Origin of the sequence: Zwartia vadi (assembly GCF_030410375.1) — a bacterium.
In the GTDB taxonomy this organism is placed as follows: domain Bacteria; phylum Pseudomonadota; class Gammaproteobacteria; order Burkholderiales; family Burkholderiaceae_B; genus Zwartia; species Zwartia vadi.
In genome coordinates, this window is record NZ_JAUHHE010000011.1 from 59,872 (window position 1) to 76,312 (window position 16,441).

Sequence of the window (16,441 nt, forward strand, 5' to 3'; positions counted from 1 at the left end):
CTGCCATATTTACGAAATAAGTGTGTGCGGCTCCTATGCGGGTAGTGCGATGGCGCGCGCAGCAAATCCAGAGTGTGCTGCAAGATAACGACTCACCGCAAGACCTTCGGTGCTGATTTCTGGACTTTTGCCAGTCATGATGTCCGCAATCAACTTGCCCGATCCACAGGCCATCGTCCAGCCGAGCGTGCCGTGTCCAGTGTTGATAAAGAGGTTGCGAAGGTGACTGCCGCCGATGATAGGCGTGCTGTCTGGCGTCATAGGGCGCAAGCCAGTCCAGAACGAGGCTTTCTTGACATCTCCGCCGGGGAACAGGTCGGTAACGACTTTTTCGAGTGTTGCACGTCGCTTTGGGTTGAGCCTGAGATCAAAGCCGCTTAATTCAGCCATGCCACCCACACGAATACGGTTATCAAAACGTGTCACGGCAACTTTGTAGGACTCGTCAAGCACCGTGGATTGAGGCGCAAGCGTTTCATCAACCAAGGGTACTGTAAGCGAATAGCCTTTGACAGGATAGACAGGAAGATCGATTTTCAGTGGGCTGAGCAAATCACGTGAATAGCTGCCCATGGCCACAACATATCGATCTGCGACAAGCGTTTCCTGGCCGACTCGCACACCTGAGACCTCGTCGTTCGTACTCAGCAGTTGATGAATATCTTTGCCGAAGCGGAATTTCACGCCCAAGGACTCTGCCATTGCAGCGAGTTGGGTTGTGAAAAGATTGCAGTCGCCTGTTTCGTCATTTGGGAGCCTTAAGCCGCCGACCAATAAATCTGTTGAATTTTTTAAGCCTGGTTCAACGGCAACGAGTTCGTGTTTTTTGAGTAGCTCGTACGGGACGCCACATTCTTTTAAAACCTCGATGTCGCGATCGGCCGCTTCAAATTGGGCCTGAGTTCGAAACAGTTGCAATGTGCCCGCGGTGCGCTGTTCATATTGGATGCCTGTTTCTGCACGCAGCGCATCCAGGCAGTGACGACTGTACTCTGCCACGCGCATCATGCGCTCTTTGTTGATGACATAGCGTTGAGCTGTGCATTGACGCAGCATGCTGGCCATCCACTTAAGTTGCCAAAGACTGCCATCCAGACGAATCGCCAGAGGTGCATGTTCCTCGAACATCCACTTGAGTGCTTTCAGAGGAATGCCTGGTGCGGCCCAGGGAGAGGAGTATCCAGGCGAAACCTGACCTGCATTGGCAAAGCTCGTTTCATTGGCGGGGCAGGGCTGGCGATCCACAACAGTCACCTCAGCACCCGCCTTAGCCAGGTAGTACGCAGTAGTTGTGCCGATAACACCAGCGCCTAAAACGATTACTTTCATGGTCAGGACCTCGTTGTTCAGTGAATAACGAAAGTTTAGTGATACCTTGGTAGTGTTTTTTTTTGATTTTTTTTAAAAAAATTAAATAAATCACTTTTTTTGTTGCTTTTTTTCCAATTGACTAGAGAAAAACGACAATTTGAGCGATTTGTTGTTCTGCTTACATGAAAAGTTTGACTAAGCCCTGTTTCGCACGTAAACTCAACTGGCAAGATTCTCAAGCGACGCGGTTTTTGTACCTAGGCTGTCGCCCTTAATGGTAAGCAGTGGTGTCTATCCCTTCCTTGATCATCTAGCACGTTGGGCGTTTTTGCCCGTTTTTATATTTATCAAGGAAGTTCGAAATGGCAACTGGTGTCGTGAAGTGGTTCAATGCCGAAAAGGGTTACGGTTTTATTATGCCTGACGGCGGCGGCAAAGATTTGTTCGCTCACTACTCTGAAATTCGCTCGAGCGGTTACAAGACCCTCGAAGAAAACCAGAAAGTCAGCTTTGAAATTGGTCAGGGCGCTAAAGGCCCAAGCGCGACTAACATTCAAGTGCTGTAATCTGTTCTGACCGCGTCTGTTGACTCAGACGCTTGTCTATAAGCCCTGTATCGCGAAAGTGGTGCAGGGTTTTTTTAAGAGTTAAAAAAATGTCTGTTGAAGCACTTCAATTCCTCACCTCGCGTCGCTCACAAAAACTCGTTCACGCACCTGGCCCAAGTCCTGAGCAGCTTCAACAACTGCTAGCGGCCGCTGTTTGTGCCCCAGATCACTCAGCTTTGCGAGCCTGGCGGTTTGCAGTGATCGAGCAAAAGAATATCCCCGCTTTCACTGATTTGGCCATCGATGCGACGCGTCGCTCAGGTCGCGAGATTACTGAGCAAAAAGAGCAAAACACCCGGAAGTGGTTGTCTTCTGTGCCTTTGCTGATTGGGTTGGCGTATAAAATTTCTCACGACAATGATAAGGTTCCTGAGATTGAGCAAACGCTCTCAATGGGTGCCGCTGTCATGAATATCCAAAATGCTGCGCATATGATGGGTTTTTCGACCTATTGGAGTACGGGCTTAGGTACCTATACAGACGAAGTACCCGAGGCGCTTGGTTTTGACGCGTTGGACTATCGTTTTGTTGGTTTTCTGGCAATCGGTACGCCAAGCGTGAAACTTCCCCCTGCGCAACGTCCAGATCCTGTCGCGTTCACGACAACCTGGCAACCTTGATCCTGTTGCGAGCAGGGGGCTTTTTTACCTAACTCGCTGCTTGAACGCGCTTAAGTCTGAGCGCGTTCATAACAACAAACACACTCGAACAGGCCATCGCGCCTGCAGCAAAAACCGGCGATAACAAAATACCGAATGCGGGATAGAGTACGCCTGCTGCCACAGGTACGAGTGCCACGTTGTAGGCGAAGGCCCAAAATAGGTTTTGATGAATGTTCTTAAGTGTGCTGCGCGAGATTTTGACTGCTGTGGCGACACCCATCAAATTATCTGACATCAAGACAACGGATGCGGCTTCTATCGCGACATCTGTACCCGTTCCAATCGCAATGCCGACATCCGCGGTGGCCAGAGCAGGTGCATCGTTGATGCCATCGCCCACAAATGCAATGATTTGTTTTTGAGCGCGCAGTTCAAGTAATTGATTAACTTTGCCCTCAGGCAAAACTTGAGCGTGCACTTCATCAATACCAAGCTGGTTTGCGACCGCCTGAGCCGTGCGTGGATGATCGCCTGTAATCATCACGGTACGCAGCCCAAGTGTTTTGAGCGCTTTGATGGCCAGGACAGCACTAGGTTTTATTGGGTCAGAAACGGCCATCATCGCGGTCAGTTTGCCATCGACTGCAAGGAAAATAGGGGTCTTGCCTTGCGCAGCCCATTGCTCGGTCAGCGCCACTTGCGACTCTGTGCTGATGCCATGTGCGTGCATGAAATGTTGCGCGCCTGACAAAAGCGCTTTGTTCGCGACGGTTGCAGCAACTCCAGCGCCGCTCGTAGCGATAAAGTCCCTTGCAGCTGGCAAGGGCAGTCTCTCTGTACTGGCCGCTGAAACTATCGCTTGCGCGATTGGATGCTCAGAATGAAGCTGCATCGCAGCGGTCCAAGCGAGCACGGAGGCTCTATCGTGATGCGGGTCGAGGACAACAAGGTCTGTCAAACTGGGTTTGCCTTGTGTCAAGGTCCCTGTTTTGTCAAAGGCGATGACTGTGACATCGCGCAGTCTTTGCAAGGCATCACCCTGACGAAATAAAACGCCCAACTCCGCCGCGCGTCCTGTGCCGACCATGATCGAAGTCGGTGTGGCCAGTCCCATCGCGCAAGGACAGGCGATGATGAGGACCGCTACAGCATTGACCAGAGCGTAGCCTAAGCTCGGGGTCGGGCCAAACATAAGCCAGACCAGAAAGGTGAGCAAGGCGCAAAGCATAATTGCAGGGACGAATCGCGCAGTGACGCGATCAACAACTGCCTGGATGGGAAGCTTCGCGCCTTGGGCGTTTTCTACCATCTTAATAATTCGCGCCAATACTGTTTGAGCGCCTGTGTGTGTGGTGCGATAGGTAAAACTGCTGCTTGTATTCAGTGTGCCGGCAGTGACTCGGTCGCCTACATGCTTGTTGACAGGAATGGGTTCGCCCGTGATCATGGACTCGTCGAGGTAAGGCTGTCCCTCGGTAATATCTCCGTCCGTGGCGACTTTTTCACCCGGCCGTACCAGTATTAAATCTCCGGGTTTGACTTGGTCGATGTCAACATCGGTCGCAACGCCATCGCGCATGACACGCGCTTGTCTGGGTTGTAAGCCAATCAAATGTTTGATGGCTGTGCCGGTTTTGCCCCGCGCACGCATTTCCAAGACGCGTCCTAACAAAATCAGAGTCACAATCACTGCGGCCGCTTCAAAATAAACGTGGCGGGTCCCCTCTGGTAGCCAGCTTGGTGTAAAAGTCGACACCATTGAGTACAGCCAGGCACTTGATGCTCCAAGAGCAACCAGTGAGTTCATATCAGGACCCAGCCGCCAAAGCGCAGGAAATCCTTTTGTAAAAAAACCTCGTCCAGGGCCAAGCAGAATCAGAGTCGTGAGCGCGGCTTGCAGCCACCAACTCATTTGCGTGCCAAGCGTGTCGTGGATCAAGTGGTGGATCCACGCTGACATGTGAGAGCCCATCTCCAGGATAAATACGGGCAGCGTCAGGATAAGCGCTAAAACAAATGACTGATTCAGGGAACTGGATTCAAGTTTTTGCTCTTCGGCAAGTGCTTGTTCGGTCGCTTGTCCCCCATCAATCAGGGTAGAGGTATAGCCGGCTTTTTCAGTTGCTAAAACAAGCGCCGGTACTAAAGCCTGCGGATCGCTGACAGATGGTGTAAAACTAAGGGATGCACGGTGCGTGGCGAGGTTGACACTGGCTTTTGCCACGCCTTGAACGCCAGCGAGCGCTTTTTCAACGCGGAGTACGCACGAAGCACAAGTCATGCCTTTAATCGAAAGCTCAATATTGCGATCGATCGTTCCAGTTGATTTTTGCTCTAGCATAGTGTGCGTACTGCTAGGCTTTCTAAGCGTCTTTGATAGTAATCTATTCTAAGGAAATTTATCATGACATCGTTCCAAGTTGTTGATATGACTTGCAATCATTGCGTTAAGAGTATTACCTCTAGTGTACACAGCGTGGCGCCTGACGCGGCTGTTTTATGCGAAGTCTCCACACATACTGTGACAGTAAGTGGTGATCATGATCCAAAGCGTGTTGAGCAGGCAATCAAAGAGGCGGGCTACACACCTATCAAACAATCATAGATTCAAATTTAAATCATAAACAATATCTAATGATTTATTTCTAACAATATTAAAAAACTATCAATAGTTTTAATAAATACAATTATACAAATCAATAGTAGATATTTATCATTTGCGCATGTCAACTCATCAACCGGTGAGGACGCAATTTTTAAAGGAAATTAGACATGTTGCAAAATCGTGAAGGCCAGAGAGTACCCGATGTGACTTTGCCTGTTCGTGTGGGCAATGAGTGGAAACAACTGACGACAGAGGATTTGTTCAAAGGAAAGACTGTCGTTGTTTTTTCTTTGCCAGGCGCATTTACACCTACTTGCTCTTCCACTCATTTGCCACGCTATAACGAATTAGCTCCAACCATGGCAACCTTGGGCGTGGACACAGTGATTTGTCTTTCGGTCAATGACACCTTTGTGATGAATGAATGGGCGCGTGATCAAGATGCGGACAATATCGTTCTGCTTCCTGATGGGAACGCTGAATTCACTCGGGGGATGGGCATGCTTGTTGATAAATCCAATCTTGGATTTGGACAACGCAGTTGGCGCTACTCGATGCTGGTGAAAGACGGTGTCATTGAAAAAATGTTTATCGAACCTGAAAAAGAGGGTGATCCCTTCGAAGTCTCAGACGCCGATACGATGTTGAAATATATTGATCCGAATGCCAAGGCTCCCGATCAAGTGGTTGTTTTTTCCAAGCCAGGCTGCCCGTTTTGTATTGAGGCAAAGGCATTATTGGTTGCGCGTGGTTACGACCCGGTCGAGATACCGCTTGAAAACAAGATTCGGGGTCGCGTGACTGGGGCATTGGCTGGTCAAGGCACTGTGCCGCAAATATTTATGAATGGCCAGCATGTTGGTGGACTTGAAGCCTTGAGAGAGCGCTTCAAAAAGGCGGCCTGAGTAATACTCGCTCTAAAAACAGTATGAAGTTAAGGAACAGAGATGCAAACGCTTAAGACAGATGTTGTGATTATTGGAGCTGGGACTGCCGGTTTGGCGGCTTACCGTGCAGCGGTCTCCGCTGGAAAAAAGGCGCTGCTCGTCGAGGGTGGTGCGTACGGCACCACCTGCGCCAGAGTGGGCTGTATGCCCTCCAAGCTATTGATCGCGGCAGCCGAAGCAGCCCACGCGGCTCAGCATACTGCAGCCTTTGGCGTGCATGTCGATGGAACCGTGCGAATCAACGGCCGAGAAGTCATGGATCGCGTCAAACGCGAACGCGATCGTTTTGTTGGGTTTGTGCTCGAGGGTGTGGAAAACATTCCTGCCGAGCACAAACTCAGAGGTTATGCGAAATTTATCGCTCCAGGCGTTTTGGCTGTTGATCAACATACTGAAGTTCATGCTGCGAGTGTCGTGATCGCGACGGGTTCAAGCCCCTCGATCCCACCACCTTTCAGAGGATTGGGGGATCGTCTGGTCATCAACGATGATGTATTTTCCTGGGATGATTTACCCAGGCGTGTGGCTGTCTTCGGTCCTGGTGTCATTGGTCTTGAACTGGGGCAGGCGCTCGCCCGCTTGGGCGTAGTCGTTCGCGTGTTTGGTGTCAGCGGCTCTCTGGCTGGCATTACGGATCCGGTTGTGCGCCAGACTGCAAAGAAGATCTTTCAACAGGAGTTTTATCTTGATCCTGATGCTCGCGTAATTGAAACCAAGCGAGTGGGTGATGAAGTTGAAATTCGCTATGTTGCTTTAGACAATACTGAGAAAACTGAGCGGTTTGATTTTGCGCTGATTGCAACTGGACGTAAACCAAACCTCGAATCTCTTGCCCTAGAACGGGCAGGTGTCAGCCTCGGTGCACACGGCATGCCTGTATTTGATCGTGAAACCATGCAAATCGGGAATCTGCCAATTTTCATCGCAGGTGATGTGAATGGTGATGTTCCGCTCTTGCATGAAGCCGCCGATGAAGGAAAAATTGCTGGGTCCAATGCAGCTCACTACCCCGAGGTCAAACCAGGCTTGCGCCGAGCAGGATTGGGTGTCGTATTTTCGGATCCACAAATTGCTTTGATCGGACAGTCTTACAGCAAGCTTGTCCCAGGATCTTTTGTGACAGGTCAGGTTGACTTTACGGGGCAAGGTCGATCGCGTGTCATGCTGAAAAACAAAGGGCTGCTGCATGTTTACGCAGATAAAGCCACGCGCCGGTTTATTGGAGCGGAAATGATTGGACCCAGTGCGGAGCACATTGGGCATTTGTTGGCTTGGGCAGTTCAACAATCATTGACAGTTGATCGAATGCTCGAGATGCCTTTTTACCATCCGGTTATTGAGGAAGGCTTACGTACCGCACTGCGAGATGCTAGTCATCAACTCGACTTGGCAAAACACGCAGCAGCTTGAGTGATTGAACATCAGGATTTTTTTGCCCGCGTCAGCTCGAGAAGCTGGCGTAAATCCTGAGTGACGACATCTACTTTTTCAGTGTCGGGGGCCAAGAGACGCGCGCGGCCCGTTTTGTCAAAAATGAATACACCACGACTGTGCGTTACATCGTATATTTTTGCGTCATCACCGGGCTTGGGTTTTTCGATCTGATAGGCGACGCGATAACGTCGAGCCAGATCAGCGACTTGTTTCTCATTTCCTGTTAGACCAATGGCATTTTTATTAAACGCATTCACATACGCTTGCAAAACGTCGGGTGTGTCACGATGCGGATCGACACTCACAAAGACTATTCGTACATCTTTGGCATCCTCTCCTAGATTTTCCAATACCTCGGTCAGTTGAGCCATGGTTGTTGGGCAAATATCCGGACAACTCGCATAGCCAAAAAACATCAGAACAGTTTTGTTTTTCAAATCATTCTGTGTGATGATTTTGTTTCCTTCCCCAAGTAAAGAAAAGCGCAAGTCAGGTAAATGGCCTGAAACATCATAGAGTGACCATTTTTGGGTTGGGTCTGAGCACGCCGTTAAAAAAACAACGCTTAGCATCACAAGACCTGTTGACGCGCGTGCCAGAAAAGAGTCGAAGTGTTGCTTGATCGTGTGAAACATGATGCTGCCTGAGAAAACGCTGTTGTCTAAGTCATTAAAACCAACGCGTTGAAGTCTGTAAAACATTAAGTCCGGAGGGGGACGGCCTCGTCCAGCATTCCACTGTGGCGCAGTAGAGCGTCCATTTTAGGCGGCCGTCCTCGGAATGCGCGAAACGAATCGGCTGCAGGTCGTATTCCCCCAACAGCCAATACCTCTTTACGAAATTTCATGCCTGTTTCAGCGTCTAGTGTGCCGAGAGTGCTTGCTGCTTGATGCGCGGAGATGGCGCTCCGAGCAGCAGCTTCTTCAAACGCCTCAAACGCATCTGCCGACAGAACTTCAGCCCATTTGTAACTGTAGTAACCAGCTCCATAGCCCCCAGCGAATAAATGAGAAAAGCTGTGTGGAAAACGATGCCAGCTAGGTGGTCGAATCACTGCCACCTCTTCGCGTACTTGATCAAGTTGCGTGAGGACTTCTGCGATAGAAAGACCTTGCGTGCGGTTATGGAGTTGAATATCAAACAAGGCAAACTCAATCTGTCGAACGGTTTGCATGCCGCTCTGAAAATTGCGCGCAGCTTTCATACGTTCGTACAGTTCTTTTGGTAGAGGCTCTTGCGTATCGATATGCGCAGTCAAACGCTGTAAGACTTGCCATTCCCAGCAAAAGTTTTCCATAAACTGAGAGGGGAGTTCGATCGCATCCCATTCAACTGCTGCAAAGGCTGAAACGCCGGGTTCATCCACTTCTGAGAGCAACGCATGGAGGGCATGCCCACTTTCGTGGAACAGCGTAATCACATCATCGTGTGTCAGCAAGGCAGGGCGGTCTCCCTGGGGGCGTGCGAAGTTACATGTCAAGTAGATGACAGGGGTTTGTATAGTTGATAACCGCTTGCGACGACTCCTTTCACTATCAACCCAGGCGCCACCTTGCTTGCCAGAGCGAGCATAGAGATCCAGGATCAAATACCCCAGAATTTCACCCGAGTGATTTTGAACCGCGGCAGCTCGTACATCTTGGTGCCAACCTTTTACCTCATAGGGTGTGAGACGAACGCCGAACAAGGTTTCAACGACTTCAAACAAACCGCTTAATACGCGTGGTTCTGTAAAGTACTGTTTAACCTCATCTTCAGAGTAAGCGTAGCGCATCTCGCGCAGGCGCTCAGAAGCATAAGGCACATCCCAGGGCTGTAGATCTGTTAATCCCAACTCGTTTTTAGCAAACTCTTTGAGTTCGGTCAGGTCGCGTTCAGCAAAGGGTTTGGCGCGTTTAGCCAACTGACGCAAAAAATCCAGAACCTCTTCGGCGCTATCTGCCATTCTTGTTTGCAAGCGCAAGTCCGCAAAATGCTGGAAGCCCAGAAGCTGGGATTCTTCGGCGCGCAGGGCGAGTGCTTCCTCAATGAGCGGAGAGTTATCGAGCGCGACGTCGCCCTGATCGGAGGCACGAGTAGCATAGGCGTGATAGATTGTTCGGCGCAGCTCTCTATCATGCGCATATTGAATGACGGGCAGATAGCAGGGCATCTTAAGATTGAGTGTCCATCGCTCTGCCGAAGGATCTTTCAAGGATGCGAGGGTATCTTCGGGAATGCCATCCAGGCGTTTGATGTCCTCAATGATCAACGACCATCGATCAGTAGCGTCCAGCACGTTTTCAGAAAATTTTTGGGAAACTTGCGACTGTCGATCAGAATTTGATGCATAACGCTCTCTAGCCTGACCCTCCAATTCGACGCCGCTCAGCTTGAAGTCCCGAAGCGCAAGCTCAATGACTCGACGCTTTGCAGGCGTCCATTTCGAAAACTCAGCGGATTCGCGCAGGCGCTGATACTGTCTGTAAAGACCTTCGTGCAGCCCGACCCAGGTTGAAAACTCGCTGATTGGACCAAGCATCTTGTTGTATACATCTCTGAGCTCAGGTGTGTTGACAACGGCGTTCAGGTGTCCAGCAATTGACCAGGCGCGCCATAGCGGTTCTGACGCATCGTCCAGAGGAGTCACCACCGCGTCCCATGTAGGTGCCAAGGCGGGATCGGCAGCAACATCGATGGCGGCACGTGCTTGTGCAAGCAGTTTTTCTATTGCTTCGCTGACGTGTTCGGGTGTGATCGACGCGTAGTCGACCAAGGTATCCATCGGGACGAGTAGTGGGTTCATGTTTAAGCCTGCCTGTGTAGAGCGCGTTCTGCCGCTTCGACAGTATTGACGAGCAGCATTGCAATCGTCATAGGACCGACACCGCCTGGCACGGGAGTGATAGCACCTGCGACAGTTTTAACGCTATCGAAGTCCACATCACCGCAGAGTTTGCCATCGGAACCACGGTTGATTCCGACATCAATCACGATTGCGCCAGCCTTGACCATGCTTGCATCAATCATTTTAGGCCGGCCAGTGGCAACAACAAGAATATCCGCGTGGCGTGTGTGCCAACCCAGATCTTTAGTTTTGGAATTACATATTGTGACAGTGGCCCCAGCACTTTGTAACAACAGGGCCATCGGTTTGCCAACAATATTGCTTGCGCCAATGACAACGGCTACGGCACCTCTTAAGGGCACCTGTTCCGACTCGAGCATTTTCATGACACCATAAGGTGTGCAAGGCCTGAATAAAGGCTTGCCCGTCATTAACAAACCAGCGTTGCTCACATGAAAGCCATCGACATCCTTGTGCGCGGCGATGGTTTCAATCACAAGATGCGAGTCGATATGTGCAGGCAAGGGTAATTGCACCAAAATACCATGAATGCTTGGGTCGCTATTCAACATTCGAACGCGCTCCAAAAGCGCCTCTTGCGACATGTCAGCGTCGTATTGCTCGAGAACTGAATGCAAACCTGCCTTTTCACATGCCGCGACTTTGTTGCGAACATAGACTTGAGATGCCGGATCACTACCGACCAAAATGACAGCCAGGCCGGGTGTGGTTCCGGCCGCTGTGAGTGCCGCAGCTCGACGCGCCACGTCCTCGCGAATAGTGGCTGCAAGTTTCACGCCGTCAATCACACGTGCTGTCATGTGGAAATCTCAGGTTTCGTCAAGGCGACCTTCATCAGGTCTGCCACGGTGGTCACTTGCAGCTTTTCCATAATGTTGGCTCGATGTGCCTCAACTGTTTTAATACTGATCCCCAAGTCATCGGCGATCTGCTTGTTGAGGCGTCCTGCGACAATCCGTTCGAGTACTTGTTGCTCACGTGCTGTCAGGCGAGCCAGCATGGCTTCGTGTTCGCGTTGGGCTTGAGCTTGAGACAGCCGTTCGTTTGCTTGTTCAAACATGCGGCCGACAATTTCGCGCAGATCGGTTTCGTCAAATGGCTTTTCAAGAAAGTCTATCGCGCCCTTTTTAATGGTGGAAACCGCCATCGGTACGTCGCCATGTCCCGTAATAAAGACGATAGGCATTGAGGACTTGCGGGCAATGAGTTGCTCTTGCAATTCCAGACCACTCATGCCAGGCATGCGAACATCAACAATCAGCACGCCTGGCCGTTTTTCATCATATTCAGCCAAAAAGCTTTCCCCACTCGGAAAGGCTCGTACGCGATAGTTGTTGGCCTCAAGTAGCCAGCGCAAGGAGTCCCGAACGGCTTCGTCATCATCAACGATGTAAACGGTGCTCGCGGTTTGGGGTGTATTCATGTAGGTAACTCCTCGGACTGAAGATGCTTCTGCGCCTCAAGATTTGAGACGCAGGGCAATGTGAAGCGGAAAGTTGTTCCGCCCTCTGGATTGCTGACCGCCCAAAGGCGACCATGATGGGATTCGATGATCGTTCGGCATATGTTTAAACCCATGCCTAGACCCTCGGACTTGGTACTGAAAAAAGGTTCGAACAGTCGCTCTGGATCTGATAGACCATGTCCGCGATCGGTCACAGCCACCTCTATTTGATTGTCATGCATTGTCACATTGACAAGCAGAGTTTCCACTGCACTTTGCTCCATGGATTCCAAGCCGTTTTTGAGCAAGTTCAGCAAAACTTGTTCAATCAGAATCGGATCGGCAAAGACGTCCGGCAAGTGATCTGGAACGTTGCAATTAATGGCGACTTGACGCTTGCGGGAGTGAATCTCGGCAAGACTGATCGCATTATCGACCACGGTTTGAATTTGTATTGCCTGACGACGCGGTTCGCTTCGTTTAACAAAGTCACGAATACGACTAATGATTTTACCTGCGCGCTGCGCCTGAGCCGCTGCTTTTTCAAGTGCGGGCAACAAGGCTTCCATATTGGTGTTACCCGACTTGACCATTGCGACGGCACCCATGCTGTAGTTGGCAATCGCAGTCAGCGGCTGATTTAATTCATGTGCCAATGAGGAGGCCATTTCACCCATCGTAGTCAATCGACTGGTGAGTTGAATTTTTTCCTGTTGAATCCTGGACGCTTCTTCGTGTTGTCGGCGCTCAGTGATGTCGCGGGCAACTTGCAACCTCACGCGTCTGCCATCCGTCCAAGCAAGCATGCGGTGTTGAACCTCAAACCATCTCTGTACGGATGCTGAAAAAATCTCAACGGATTCATCTGTGTAACGTCCTCGACGGCCAGCGAGCAGCTCGTCGTGTCCGTTTGTCTGTGCGCCAAACAAACGACGATACGTTCTGTTTGCGAAGAGGAGTTCCAGGCCCTCATTCGTGTCGGCTGTCACCGAGATCGCGTCATCCAGCCCTTCCAATACTGTCATGAAGCGTTCGTGCGCGGCGGTGAGGGCTTCTCTGATGCGCTTGGGCTCGGTAATGTCAGTCATCGAGGTCATCCAGCCGATCTGATTACCCTGAGGATCAAGCAGCGGGGAGACATACATCCGGGCATTGAAGCGCGAGCCATCACGTCGTTGCGCTTCAAGCTCAAGTCCGCTGCTTGGTGCTTTGCCTGTTAAGACCGTCTCTAATGTCTGAAGATGAGTGTCGTGCATGCCGGGTACCCAATAGGGAAAGGGTGGCATGCGGCCGATCAGATCCGCTTCGTTCCAACCAATCATGCGACAAAACGCTGGATTGACGTATGCGATTCTTCCCTCGAGATCCAATACTCTCATGCCTGTTGACATGGAGTTCTCCATGGCGCGCCTAAAGCCTGTTTCAGCAATGAGCGCTGCTTCCGCCTCAGAGCGATAGCGCGTGTAGCGCCACAGGATCAAGAGCGCGATCACAATCACGACTGAAAGTGCGATGACCACCCAGATGAGCCGGTGCTGTCTCATCTCCTGATCGATCGTGATAAACATCACGCTGCCGTCTTGAATGCGTTGCAACCAAAAGAAGGCACCCATGACGCACGCATAGAGAATCAGAATCAGCATAGGCGTGAGCCAATACCAGCGACGCCTGCGAAGGCGAGCCTGGTCTAAAAAAGGCGTAGCAATGACTGACTTTGGGGGAGCGGACATATTTCGAGTTTATTTACAGATCGTGCATTTTAGTCAGGTTATGGTGTGAGATCACCGTCTTGCTTTTCATAATACGAAAATACGTCCCGCCTTATGAAATTTTTGTTGCTCCCATTAATAGATGTACATAGAATGCGGCAAATACCCAAAAAACAGGTAGGCTCTTATATAAACAAGAACCTACGTACCAGGAGATTCACATGGCACCTCAAGCTGCCGCTTTCAATGCCGCGAACGATGTTGACTCGCAAGAAACGCAAGAATGGCTAGATGCTTTGGCAGCGGTGCTGGACCGTGAGGGTCCGGACCGTGCGCATTACTTGTTGGAACGACTGACAGATTTGGCACGTCGCTCCGGCGCACACATTCCTTTTTCTCCCAATACGGCTTATCTCAACACCATACCTGTTGGGCATGAACCCGCTCATCCGGGCAATCTCGAGCTTGAAGCTCGTATTCGCAGCATCATTCGCTGGAATGCGATGGCGATGGTTGTAAAAGCCAACAAGCACAATCCCCCTGATGGCGGCGATCTTGGCGGTCACATCGCCTCTTTTGCCTCACTGGCCACAATGATCGGTTGCGGACAAAATCACTTTTGGCATGCAGATACGCCAGAGCGTGGTGGAGATCTTGTTTACTTCCAAGGTCATTCATCCCCGGGTGTGTATGGGCGTGCTTACCTTGAGGGTCGCCTGACAGAGGAACAGCTTGACCATTTTCGCCAAGAAGTCGATGGTAAAGGGCTATCTTCATATCCCCACCCCAAGCTCATGCCCGAGTTCTGGCAGTTTCCGACAGTGTCCATGGGACTCGGTCCTCTGATGGCGATTTATCAGGCGAGATTTCTTAAATATTTGCACGCCCGCGGCATTGCCGATACGAGCCAGCGCAAAGTCTGGGTGTTCTGCGGTGACGGTGAAATGGATGAGCCCGAGTCACTTGGTGCGATCAGTTTGGCTGCCCGTGAAAAGCTTGATAATTTGATCTTTGTGATCAATTGCAACCTTCAGCGACTTGACGGTCCTGTCCGCGGCAACGGCAAAATTATCCAAGAACTTGAAGGTGATTTCCGCGGCAGCGGCTGGAATGTCATCAAGATGATTTGGGGCGGTTACTGGGATCCTTTGCTGGCAAGCGACAAGGAAGGCATCCTGCGTCAGATCATGGAAGAAACCGTGGATGGCGAATATCAGGCTTACAAGGCCAATGATGGCAAGTTTGTTCGTGAACATTTCTTTGGCAAGCATCCCAAATTGCTTGAAATGGTTTCACGCATGAGTGACGAAGATGTTTGGCGCCTAAATCGTGGCGGTCATGATCCCCACAAGGTTTACGCTGCGTTTTCAGCAGCAACCAAACATGTTGGACAGCCGACTGTCATCTTGGCTAAAACGATCAAGGGTTACGGTGTCGGCCATCTTGTTCAAGCCAAAAATCCTTCGCATCAACAGAAAAAACTTGATACGGATACGATCCGTGAGTTCCGTGATCGCTACAACATTCCTATCCCAGATAGCAAGATCGAAGAAGTCCCTTATTTCAAGCCTGCAGAAGACTCACCTGAGATGGTTTATCTGCATGAGCGTCGTAAAGCTCTTGGTGGATATCTGCCTAAGCGACGCACACACGCTGATGAAAAACTTAAAGCTCCTGAGCTTGAGGTCTTCCGCCCCGTACTCGATCCAACAGCCGAGGGGCGTGAAATTTCAACCACGCAAGCATTTGTTCGCGTGTTGAATCAAGTCTTGCGCGACAAGGATCTTGGCCCAAGAGTAGTCCCTATATTGGCTGATGAGTCCCGTACCTTTGGTATGGAAGGACTGTTCCGTCAAATTGGTATTTATGCACCAGAAGGTCAAAAATACACACCTGTAGATAAAGATCAGGTGATGTATTACCGTGAGTCCTCTGACGGACAGCTGCTGCAAGAGGGAATCAACGAAGCAGGGGCCTTTAGTTCATGGATTGCTGCGGCGACTTCGTACTCGACGAACAACCGCATCATGATTCCTTTTTACATCTACTACTCGATGTTTGGTTTCCAGCGGATTGGAGATTTGGCCTGGGCAGCAGGAGACATGCAGGCGCGTGGCTTTTTGCTAGGCGGCACTGCGGGACGCACAACACTGAATGGTGAGGGATTGCAGCACGAGGATGGTCACAGCCATATATTCTCCTCCACGATCCCGAATTGCGTATCCTATGACCCGACTTTTGCGCATGAGCTCGCTGTCATTATTCAGCACGGTCTCAAGCGAATGGTTGAAAATCAGGAAAACGTGTTCTTCTACCTGACGGTCATGAATGAAAACTACGCCCAACCTGGTCTGAATAAGGGCGACGAAGAGGGCATCATTCGCGGCATGTATCGTCTGAAGAAAGGCGGGAAAAACAAGTTGCGCGCCCAATTGCTTGGCTCCGGAACGATCTTGCGCGAAGTGATCGCCGCTGCCGAACTTCTTGAAAATGACTGGGGTGTTTCAGCCGATATCTGGAGCGTGACGAGCTTCACTGAACTGCGTCGCGATGGTTTGGACTGCGAGCGTCACAATATGTTGCATCCCACCGGTAAATCTAAAACGCCTTATGTGACCAGCCTGCTTGAAAAAACAGAAGGTCCAATCATCGCTTCGACTGATTACATGAAGCTGTTTGCCGATCAGGTCCGTCCCTTCATGCCTCGTGGTCGTGACTATAAGGTTCTAGGAACGGATGGCTTTGGACGATCAGACTTCCGCTCCAAGTTACGCGAGCATTTCGAAGTGGATCGACATTTCGTTGTACTGGCTACGTTGCGTGCTTTGGCTGATGAAGGCGTCGTTCCGGTGAGTCAAGTTGCGGCCGCCATCAAGAAATACGGCATTAATCCTAACAAAGCCAATCCTCAATACGCTTGATAGAGAGACCCG

13 protein-coding genes are annotated in these 16,441 nt (G+C 50.6%); 6 read left to right on the forward strand and 7 right to left on the reverse strand.

Annotation, left to right across the window (positions count from 1 at the left end; translation table 11 throughout):
- Positions 1-33: 33 nt before the first annotated feature.
- Positions 34-1,329 (reverse strand): D-amino acid dehydrogenase, encoded by a 1,296-nt coding sequence (locus tag QWY27_RS10710; protein ID WP_290197515.1) that lies wholly within the window; start codon positions 1,327-1,329, stop codon positions 34-36.
- Between the two features lie 344 nt (positions 1,330-1,673).
- Here QWY27_RS10710 and QWY27_RS10715 point away from each other — a divergent pair, with 344 nt between their 5' ends.
- Positions 1,674-1,877 (forward strand): cold-shock protein, encoded by a 204-nt coding sequence (locus tag QWY27_RS10715; protein WP_028816786.1) that lies wholly within the window; start codon positions 1,674-1,676, stop codon positions 1,875-1,877.
- 89 nt (positions 1,878-1,966) lie between these two features.
- Positions 1,967-2,539: a nitroreductase family protein gene (locus QWY27_RS10720; RefSeq protein WP_290197519.1), complete on the forward strand. Its 573-nt coding sequence runs from the start codon at positions 1,967-1,969 to the stop codon at positions 2,537-2,539.
- A 28-nt stretch (positions 2,540-2,567) separates the two neighbouring features.
- Here the strand turns inward: QWY27_RS10720 and QWY27_RS10725 are convergent, their stop codons facing one another.
- Positions 2,568-4,862 carry a heavy metal translocating P-type ATPase gene (locus QWY27_RS10725; protein ID WP_290197522.1) on the reverse strand — a complete coding sequence of 765 codons (2,295 nt, stop codon included), beginning with the start codon at positions 4,860-4,862 and terminating at the stop codon, positions 2,568-2,570.
- Positions 4,863-4,925: 63 nt separating this feature from the next.
- Here QWY27_RS10725 and QWY27_RS10730 point away from each other — a divergent pair, with 63 nt between their 5' ends.
- The 3 genes from QWY27_RS10730 (at position 4,926) to QWY27_RS10740 (ending at position 7,483) form a co-directional block, all read left to right on the forward strand.
- Positions 4,926-5,126: a heavy-metal-associated domain-containing protein gene (locus QWY27_RS10730; protein ID WP_353958772.1), complete on the forward strand. Its 201-nt coding sequence runs from the start codon at positions 4,926-4,928 to the stop codon at positions 5,124-5,126.
- Between the two features lie 167 nt (positions 5,127-5,293).
- Entirely contained in the window at positions 5,294-6,031 is a 738-nt protein-coding gene (locus tag QWY27_RS10735) for a glutathione peroxidase (protein WP_290197524.1), read from the forward strand.
- Between the two features lie 42 nt (positions 6,032-6,073).
- Positions 6,074-7,483: a dihydrolipoyl dehydrogenase gene (locus QWY27_RS10740; RefSeq protein WP_290197526.1), complete on the forward strand. Its 1,410-nt coding sequence runs from the start codon at positions 6,074-6,076 to the stop codon at positions 7,481-7,483.
- A gap of 11 nt (positions 7,484-7,494) precedes the next feature.
- On the opposite strand, the gene QWY27_RS10745 is transcribed toward QWY27_RS10740, so the two are convergent.
- The 5 genes from QWY27_RS10745 to QWY27_RS10765 form a co-directional block, all read right to left on the reverse strand.
- On the reverse strand, positions 7,495-8,079 hold the full coding sequence (locus QWY27_RS10745; RefSeq protein WP_435433476.1) for an SCO family protein: 585 nt from the start codon (positions 8,077-8,079) through the stop codon (positions 7,495-7,497).
- A 128-nt stretch (positions 8,080-8,207) separates the two neighbouring features.
- A complete protein-coding gene (locus QWY27_RS10750; RefSeq protein WP_290197530.1) occupies positions 8,208-10,292 on the reverse strand; it encodes a M3 family metallopeptidase in 2,085 nt (694 codons plus the stop codon).
- Positions 10,293-10,294: 2 nt separating this feature from the next.
- On the reverse strand, positions 10,295-11,155 hold the full coding sequence (folD, locus tag QWY27_RS10755) for a bifunctional methylenetetrahydrofolate dehydrogenase/methenyltetrahydrofolate cyclohydrolase FolD (protein ID WP_290197532.1): 861 nt from the start codon (positions 11,153-11,155) through the stop codon (positions 10,295-10,297).
- Complete coding sequence (locus tag QWY27_RS10760) at positions 11,152-11,778, reverse strand: response regulator transcription factor (protein WP_290197534.1); 627 nt, start codon at positions 11,776-11,778, stop codon at positions 11,152-11,154. Before QWY27_RS10760 ends, folD begins: the two co-directional genes overlap by 4 nt.
- A complete protein-coding gene (locus QWY27_RS10765; RefSeq protein ID WP_290197535.1) occupies positions 11,775-13,529 on the reverse strand; it encodes a PAS domain-containing sensor histidine kinase in 1,755 nt (584 codons plus the stop codon). Before QWY27_RS10765 ends, QWY27_RS10760 begins: the two co-directional genes overlap by 4 nt.
- Before the next feature lie 200 nt (positions 13,530-13,729).
- Between QWY27_RS10765 and aceE the strand changes: the two genes are divergently transcribed.
- Complete coding sequence (aceE, locus tag QWY27_RS10770) at positions 13,730-16,429, forward strand: pyruvate dehydrogenase (acetyl-transferring), homodimeric type (RefSeq protein WP_290197537.1); 2,700 nt, start codon at positions 13,730-13,732, stop codon at positions 16,427-16,429.
- The last annotated feature ends 12 nt before the right edge of the window (positions 16,430-16,441 follow it).

Excerpts from the sequence above, each read along its gene's own strand:
- QWY27_RS10710 (WP_290197515.1), bottom strand. The coding sequence starts at position 1,329 with ATGAAAGTAATCGTTTTAGGCGCTGGTGTTATCGGCACAACTACTGCG.
- QWY27_RS10715 (WP_028816786.1), top strand. The coding sequence starts at position 1,674 with ATGGCAACTGGTGTCGTGAAGTGGTTCAATGCCGAAAAGGGTTACGGT.
- QWY27_RS10720 (WP_290197519.1), top strand. The coding sequence starts at position 1,967 with ATGTCTGTTGAAGCACTTCAATTCCTCACCTCGCGTCGCTCACAAAAA.
- QWY27_RS10725 (WP_290197522.1), bottom strand. The coding sequence starts at position 4,862 with ATGCTAGAGCAAAAATCAACTGGAACGATCGATCGCAATATTGAGCTT.
- QWY27_RS10730 (WP_353958772.1), top strand. The coding sequence starts at position 4,926 with ATGACATCGTTCCAAGTTGTTGATATGACTTGCAATCATTGCGTTAAG.
- QWY27_RS10735 (WP_290197524.1), top strand. The coding sequence starts at position 5,294 with ATGTTGCAAAATCGTGAAGGCCAGAGAGTACCCGATGTGACTTTGCCT.
- QWY27_RS10740 (WP_290197526.1), top strand. The coding sequence starts at position 6,074 with ATGCAAACGCTTAAGACAGATGTTGTGATTATTGGAGCTGGGACTGCC.
- QWY27_RS10745 (WP_435433476.1), bottom strand. The coding sequence starts at position 8,079 with ATGCTAAGCGTTGTTTTTTTAACGGCGTGCTCAGACCCAACCCAAAAA.
- QWY27_RS10750 (WP_290197530.1), bottom strand. The coding sequence starts at position 10,292 with ATGAACCCACTACTCGTCCCGATGGATACCTTGGTCGACTACGCGTCG.
- folD (WP_290197532.1), bottom strand. The coding sequence starts at position 11,155 with ATGACAGCACGTGTGATTGACGGCGTGAAACTTGCAGCCACTATTCGC.
- QWY27_RS10760 (WP_290197534.1), bottom strand. The coding sequence starts at position 11,778 with ATGAATACACCCCAAACCGCGAGCACCGTTTACATCGTTGATGATGAC.
- QWY27_RS10765 (WP_290197535.1), bottom strand. The coding sequence starts at position 13,529 with ATGTCCGCTCCCCCAAAGTCAGTCATTGCTACGCCTTTTTTAGACCAG.
- aceE (WP_290197537.1), top strand. The coding sequence starts at position 13,730 with ATGGCACCTCAAGCTGCCGCTTTCAATGCCGCGAACGATGTTGACTCG.